Source organism: Boseongicola sp. (assembly GCF_057460485.1).
Map to the genome: position 1 here is coordinate 1 of NZ_JBVCWP010000208.1, position 6,815 is coordinate 6,815.

General features: G+C 55.7%; 7 protein-coding genes. 1 reads left to right on the top strand and 6 read right to left on the bottom strand.

Annotated elements, in window-relative coordinates:
* Positions 1–109: 109 nt before the first annotated feature.
* The 4 genes from AC221Y_RS17920 to AC221Y_RS17935 form a co-directional block, all read right to left on the bottom strand.
* Complete coding sequence (locus tag AC221Y_RS17920) at positions 110–1,051, bottom strand: ABC transporter substrate-binding protein (RefSeq protein ID WP_486707916.1); 942 nt, start codon at positions 1,049–1,051, stop codon at positions 110–112.
* Between the two features lie 289 nt (positions 1,052–1,340).
* Complete coding sequence (locus AC221Y_RS17925; protein WP_486707917.1) at positions 1,341–1,751, bottom strand: group II truncated hemoglobin; 411 nt, start codon at positions 1,749–1,751, stop codon at positions 1,341–1,343.
* The gene (locus AC221Y_RS17930; protein WP_073197390.1) at positions 1,748–2,113 is read right to left on the bottom strand and encodes a hypothetical protein; all 366 of its coding nucleotides are present in this window, start codon (positions 2,111–2,113) and stop codon (positions 1,748–1,750) included. Before AC221Y_RS17930 ends, AC221Y_RS17925 begins: the two co-directional genes overlap by 4 nt.
* On the bottom strand, positions 2,110–4,479 hold the full coding sequence (locus AC221Y_RS17935; protein ID WP_486707918.1) for a trimethylamine N-oxide demethylase: 2,370 nt from the start codon (positions 4,477–4,479) through the stop codon (positions 2,110–2,112). The genes AC221Y_RS17930 and AC221Y_RS17935 overlap by 4 nt, the downstream gene beginning before the upstream one ends.
* Before the next feature lie 255 nt (positions 4,480–4,734).
* Between AC221Y_RS17935 and AC221Y_RS17940 the strand changes: the two genes are divergently transcribed.
* A complete protein-coding gene (locus AC221Y_RS17940; RefSeq protein WP_486707919.1) occupies positions 4,735–5,580 on the top strand; it encodes a DMT family transporter in 846 nt (281 codons plus the stop codon).
* Positions 5,581–5,674: 94 nt separating this feature from the next.
* Here AC221Y_RS17940 and AC221Y_RS17945 read toward each other — a convergent pair whose 3' ends face one another.
* Together AC221Y_RS17945 and AC221Y_RS17950 are read right to left on the bottom strand one after the other, a co-directional pair.
* Entirely contained in the window at positions 5,675–5,887 is a 213-nt protein-coding gene (locus tag AC221Y_RS17945) for a hypothetical protein (protein ID WP_486707920.1), read from the bottom strand.
* 18 nt (positions 5,888–5,905) lie between these two features.
* A partial coding sequence (locus AC221Y_RS17950; protein WP_486707921.1) for an ammonium transporter occupies positions 5,906–6,815 on the bottom strand: 910 nt, incomplete at its 5' end.

Below are 6,815 nucleotides of genomic sequence, written 5' to 3' on the forward strand. Positions count from 1 at the left end.
ACATTCTTACACGAAATAACGGGCGTATCGGCTGGCATGGCAATCCTTTCAGACGAATTCCCCCGCCCGGTGGGCCGGACGGGGTTTGGTCAAACATCCGAAGATGAGCTTAGTTGAGCCAGGTGGCCCAAACGTCTTTGTTGGCTTCCAGCCATGCTTCAGCAGCTTCTGCCGGCTCCATCTCGTCAATGTCGACGAACTTGGCCATTTCAGCGATCTGAGGGTTGGTGAAGCTGATTTTTTCAAGCACGGAATAGGCGCTTGGCCATTTGTCGGCCATGCCATCCCAAGCGGCTTTTTTCAGATAGCCGTTCGCTGGATTGCCACAGTCATAAAGAGCGTCTGGATTGGGGCCGACGGATGGATCTTTGTCACAGCCCTCAACCCACTCCGGGAATTCCACGAATTCGCCGGGCCAAACAGCCTCGGCAAAATTGGGCGTCCAGTTAAACACAACGATTGGCTTCTTGTCTGCTTCCGCCGCACCGATCTCGGCCCAAAGCGCGGCCGCCGAGCCTGCGTTCACCACCACAAAATCCATGTCGAGCGCCGCCACACGTTCCTGACCATGCTTGAGCCAGTCAACCGGGCCGTCCAGATAGCGGCCCTTGTCGCCCGTTTCAGCCGTTGCAAACACGGCGGCGCAGTCATTGAGCGCTTTCCAATCAGGCAGGCCAGGACAGGCCTCCTTGGTCCACATCGGATACCACCAGTCTTCGCGCGTCACGGCGTCGTGGTCGCCAACATCGACGATCCCGCCTTTTTCCATTGCGGCATTGAACGATGCGCCAAATGCGCCTTCCCAGACTTCCATTTCCAGGGTCACGTCGCCCAGACGGACGGATTCGTAAACCGCCTGGCTGTCGGTTGTGACGTATTCAACGTAGTTGCCATTCTCCTCAAGCAATTGCCCGACGACGTTGGACATCACAATTTGGCTTGACCAGTTGTGGACCGGTATCACGATCGGATCGCTACTGTCCGCGGCGAGTGCGGCCAAGGGGGCCATCGCAAGCACTCCGACTGTCAAAGTTGTTGAAATTTTCTTCATTTTTTATCTCCCTGTTGTTCACTCTTGGCCTCAGGCGGTGTTTCCCCTCCTTCAAGACCGGCGTTTGAATCCAAACTCAGCGATTCCATGGACCGCTGTTTGCGGCTGGACAGAGTGTCGCACAATTTTCCTAGGGATCAAATTTTTTTCTTACGAAGGCCTAAATTTTAACCGTTCGATCCCCATACTGGCCGTAAATGTCCGACCAGGGTTGTCTGTCCATCTTTTTCGCCGCTCATTTAATTCGCCGCCCATTTGAGGGATCAAGAGATCGCAGATGTGACAGATATCAGGGCCGTCTGAGATCGTCTTCCCAGTCGGGCACGTCATTGATCAAAATGGTCGCGACTCTCGAAAAAACCATCCGAAGCTTGTCGATATGTGGGCCCTTGTGGCCTTCATCATCGAGGGCCTTGTTCATGCAAAACAGCCAGTTTTCCGCATCGGCCTGACGAATGGGGACATGGGCGTGCATCAGTTTCAAATCCATGTGTCCATGCTTTTCCTTGTAATAGGCACGCCCCCCCATAAACCCCGACAAAAAATTGAACTGTTCCACCCTGGCGTGGGCCACACCGTGACCACGGGCATGAAGCCTGCGCAGATTTGACCCCTCTGGCAAAGTTTCAATCAGGTCATAGAATGCCTCGACAAGCTCGCGCAGCCGGGCCTCTCCGCCAAAGTCATCAAGCGCGCTCATTGGGCAACCAAATGATTGCCGTCGCGCACCTCGAAAGGCGTGGGAGGGGTTGATTTACTGACCCAGAACCATTGCCCGCCATATTCCATGACAAACCAGCCCTTCCACTCAGTGTTACCGGGCCATCGGCTTTGATATTCCTCGCCTTCGACCCGCCAGTCCCCACGCGCTGACCTTGCGTTATCCTGCGCGAAAATCGTGATGCCGTCTGTGCCGAAGTATTGCCGGTATCCGATACCGTCCCAAACACCCACCGCGGTATTGCCTGACAAAAGAATCTCGATCTCGGCGCCACGGAGCTTGACCGACTGTGCCTCAGTCGACCCTGCCAGAAGAGCAAATATCAAGGCAAAGCGGATCATGAGCGTGGGCGTTCTTTCATGGGGTCATAAGCCGCGAGGTTCTCGGCCACCCTGGCAGGCAGACGCATTTGATGGCCATCAAGTTTGCCAATTTCCACTTCGGTCCCGACATCGGCATGGGCCACATCAATCCGCGCAAGCGCGATGTTCTTTTTCAACAAGGGCGAGCGCATCGAAGAGGTGACTTCGCCAATCTGCGCGCGTCCGATGTGAATACAATCGCCATGCGCCACATCGACATTGCCGTCAATTTCCAGCCCGACGAGCTTTCTCATCGGATGTTCCTTGCGTCGAATCAGGGCATCGCGCCCGAAAAAATCATCCGTTTTCGACTTGAGCGGGCAGGTAAAACCGATCCCCGCTTCAAACGGGTCCGTCTGATCAGAGAAATCATAGCCGGCGAAAATCAAACCCGCCTCGATTCGGACCATATCAAGCGCCTCCAATCCCATCGGCGTCAGCCCATGCTCCTGCCCCGCCTCCCAGATGGCATCAAAGATTTCGGCGCAATCCTTGGGGTGACACATGACTTCATAGCCAAGCTCGCCAGTATACCCTGTCCGGCTCACCACAAACGGCGTGCCCGCTTCGTTGCGCAGACGCGCGGGGGTAAAGCGGAACCAGCCAAGCTGATCAAACTCGGGGTTATGCGGCGCGGTCCATACGAGTTTGCGCAACAAATCGCGGCTTTCGGGGCCTTGCACCGCGACATTATGCAGCTGATCAGTTGACGAGCGCACAAGAGCCTTCAGGCCATTCTTTTCCGCCAGTTCGCGCAGCCATTCTCCGCCATAATCCGACCCACCGATCCAACGGAAGTTGTCCTTGCCAAGGCGGAACACCGTGCCATCGTCGATCATGCCGCCATGCTCATAGCACATCGCTGTATAGACAACGCCGCCAACCGGCAGGGTTTTCATGTTGCGCGTAAAGGCGTATTGGCACAGCGCCTCTGCATCGGGGCCTGTAATCTCGAACTTGCGCAGAGGTGACAGGTCAAGGATCACACATTTTTCCCGGCAAGCGTGGTATTCAGCGATTGGGCCTGCGGTTGCAAAACAATTTGCCAGCCAATAGCCGTTATACTCGATGAAATTTCGGGTGTGTTTTGCAAAGCTGTCGTGGAAACCGGTTTGCTTCGTCATTTTCGCCTCTGAATCTGGGGTTGCGCGGATCGCAATGGCGCGCTGAAACGTTTCCTTGCCGCTGTAGGTACGGACGTGAATATCGGTCGGGTTCCAACCATTCGCTGCGGTAGTGTCATCGGGACAGGCGCTTGAGACGCAGACGATGTCGGTCAAGGCGCGCAACAAGACATAATCGCCTGGGCGGCTCCAGGGCTCGTCGGCATACATCACCCCGTGATCATCAAGGAATGTGTTGAAGAAGAAGTTGATTGCCATCCAGCCCGGACGCCCGGACACATTGTACTCTGCCAGCGCGTGGTTGAAGTTGTCCGAGCAATTCACATGCCCCGGATAGCCAATGTCATCATAGTATTTCGCGCTGCACGCCAACGCAAAGGCGTCATGTCGCCCGCAGGTGTCCTGCACAACTTCTACAAGCGGGACCATTTCCTGATCGTAGTATTTTGCATGCAATCCCGGCATGGGATAGGCGTGCCCCATCAGAGTGCGGGTCGTTGTTACGTCCAGGGCATGTTCGATACCCTTATCCAGCTTGCGCGCCGAGAAACATTCAAAATCCGTGCATTGGCGCCCGTCCACATCCAGAATCTGGATGTAGTCTCCGGCTTTCACGAAATAAGCTTCAGCCGTTTGACTATGCACCCGGATATCGGCAACCGGCTCGGCCAGAGGATCGGGCAGTTCGAAACGGACCTGCGGATTAAATACCGCCCGCTTGATCATCACAGTCAGCGGCGATGCTGTGTCCTGTCGCTCAAGATCCATCGCTGCGGCGGGGGCGGCAATGATGACGGCACCTTTGCGGGACACAGTAAATTCGGCGCTCGTTTTGGCAGGCGTCGTACCCTCAAAAAGATGCACGGCCGACGCCGAGGCAAGATCAATGCCGCGCGCCTCAAGGCCCATGCGCAGACCGCGCAGCGATCTGTCCTGCGATGTCAAAAGCGCCTTAAGCCCGCGCGCGTCACCATTGGCAGTTGCGCCAATAATACCGGCATCAATCCCGCCTTTGTCATCGCTCGCCACGATCTCGCAGCGCTGGCCACCTTCGTCATTGGTGATGGTCAGTCGATCACCCGCATCAATTGCGATGAGCACGGCGCCCTGCCCTTCGACAACATAGCGTTCGGTGCCGCGGGGCAGCGAAAAGACCGAGGGTTTGATGATCGAACTGGGCTTTGGCGGACCCGGTCGAACCGTAGGATAGCTATCAAGCACTTTGTTCCTCCCAGATGCATGTTGCATGATTGGAATAATTGTTTAACCGTAAGAATACAGCGCCAGACCCGTACAGCAAACGAATTCGGACATAATGAACACCCATCAGATGAATTTTGCATTCTGGGTCCCGTTTGGAGGATCGGCAATCGGGTTTTGCCCTGCCTTTATCGGCAGATTGCGGGGAGTTTTTGGAGCGGTTTTTGTTTTGATCTCATTTTCAATGCTCATGATTCGCCTGTTTCGGAAGGAACCGTGAGCTCGCTTACCCTCGGCCTGGTCGCAGCCTTGTGTTGGGGATTTCACGATATTTGCGCGCGCTTTCTCAGTCAAAGAGCTCCCATTAGCGCTTGTATCTTCACCGTCCTGCTGACGGGTCTCGTGCTTCACGCCGGATTGACGATCACCACAGGCACACTGGTGATGCTACCGATACGAGCCGTGTCTTTTGCCCTCGGTGCGGGCGTCTTCTTTGTGGTCGCGACATACGGATTGTACCACGCTTTCCAGCGCGGACCGGTGCGGCTTGTCGCCCCGCTTATTGCAGGCTACCCGATTTTATCGGTCAGTTGGGCCGCGTCTCAGGACACGCCAATCAGTCTGTTTCAATGGGCCGCAGTGGGTTCAGTCGTCACAGGCGTCGCCATCGTTGCAGCGCTGTCAGATACCAGCACGGACGAAAGCCCGCCCAAAGGCCCGACCATCCTTTATGCCGTCATAGCTGCCATTGGGTTCGCAGGCACCTTCGCCCTTGGTCAGAAAGCCGCCGAAATAAGCCACGAAATGCCAAGCACTCTTGTGTCGCGACTGATGGCTTTGGGGCTGGTTGTTGGGATTCTTCTGATGCTCAAACACCCTTTCTGGCCGGGCAAACGTGCCTTGCCCTGGCTTGTCGCCATGGGGATAGCCGATGGCATTGCATTGCTATGTGTCCTGTCCGCAGGGCGACTGCCTGACGCCAAATACGCGGCTGTCTCGTCGTCTCTTTTCGGGCTGCTGACGATCTTGCTGGCCTGGTTTTTTTTGAAAGAGCGCATGAGCGCAGCACAATGGGCAGGCTGTCTTATTGCATTCGCAGGCGTTGGATATCTAGCGCTTTAGACCGCAGGCAAGCACGTGTCCCACACTGCAGCCATCAAAAATGCGAAGGAGGCGGCCTGAGCCGCCCCCTTCTGTCGTTTCAGGGAATAGGACCCTAGTATCTTTCAAGAGTCTTGGCGATCTTTTCGGCGTCACCAATCTTTTTGGCCTTTTCCAGATGCTCGCCTTCGCGGACAAACTGAATGCGGTGCCACCCTATCCAGAAGATAACCCCAACGATAACCATCGGGATCTCCCAGCCTTGCATCGGGTAAACCGGGCCAACTTCAGCCAGATCAACCGCCCAGCTATCATAACCAATCGACATATCTGCTTACTCCTTTGTTCAGATTTTCTGGGCCAGCGCCGCTTTGTCAGCCGCAATGATCTCGGATTTGGCATCCTCATAGGCATGGTGCTCGGCGTAATCGAGGCCTTGCAACTCAACCTCTTCTGGGATGCGCAGCACGCCCATGGCAGATTGAACTTTGGACACCGCCCAACCGGGGGCAAAGCCCAGGACAAAGAACATGATAAAGGCACCGATTGCCTGACCCAACGGGTTGACCGCTGCATAGCCCTCATACGGCGAACTTGGCGCGCCCCAAAGGACAAAGCCCGCAATAATCAAACCGACAACGCCGGCATACCCATGAACCGCCACGGCACCAACTGCGTCGTCCAGCTTGAACTTTCGCTCAACCCAGTAGTGCAATTTGTAAACGATCACGACACCAACGGCACCGACAAGCATCGCCTGAATCGGGTGGTACAGGTCATTGCCGGCCGAGGCCGTGATGATACCCGCAAGACCGCCCGAGAAGGTCCAAAACGCATCGCCTTTGGACACCACATAAGCCGCCATCAGGCCACCTGAGAGTGACATCAGGAAGTTAAAGGTAATGGCCGACAGGGTGGTTGGCGCCAGATAGATATTGGTCGCGGTCCATGTTGTTCCGACAATCTGGCCGTCAATCACTTCCGGGGAAATGATCGGCACGTTACACGCCGCATAGAACCCCCAAAATCCGGTGTAGATCAGGAAAATACCAATCGTGAGCATCCACGGATTATGGGGCGGGATATCGCGCGGGGTTCCATCAGAGGCAAACTTGCCGATCCGTGGACCCAGTACCGTGATTACACCCAAGGCATAACCACCCGCGATTGCGTGGATCACGCCCGACGCATAGGCATCGTGATACCCCAGAACCTTGACCATCCAGCCATCCCAGTGCCAACCCCATGCCGCGTCA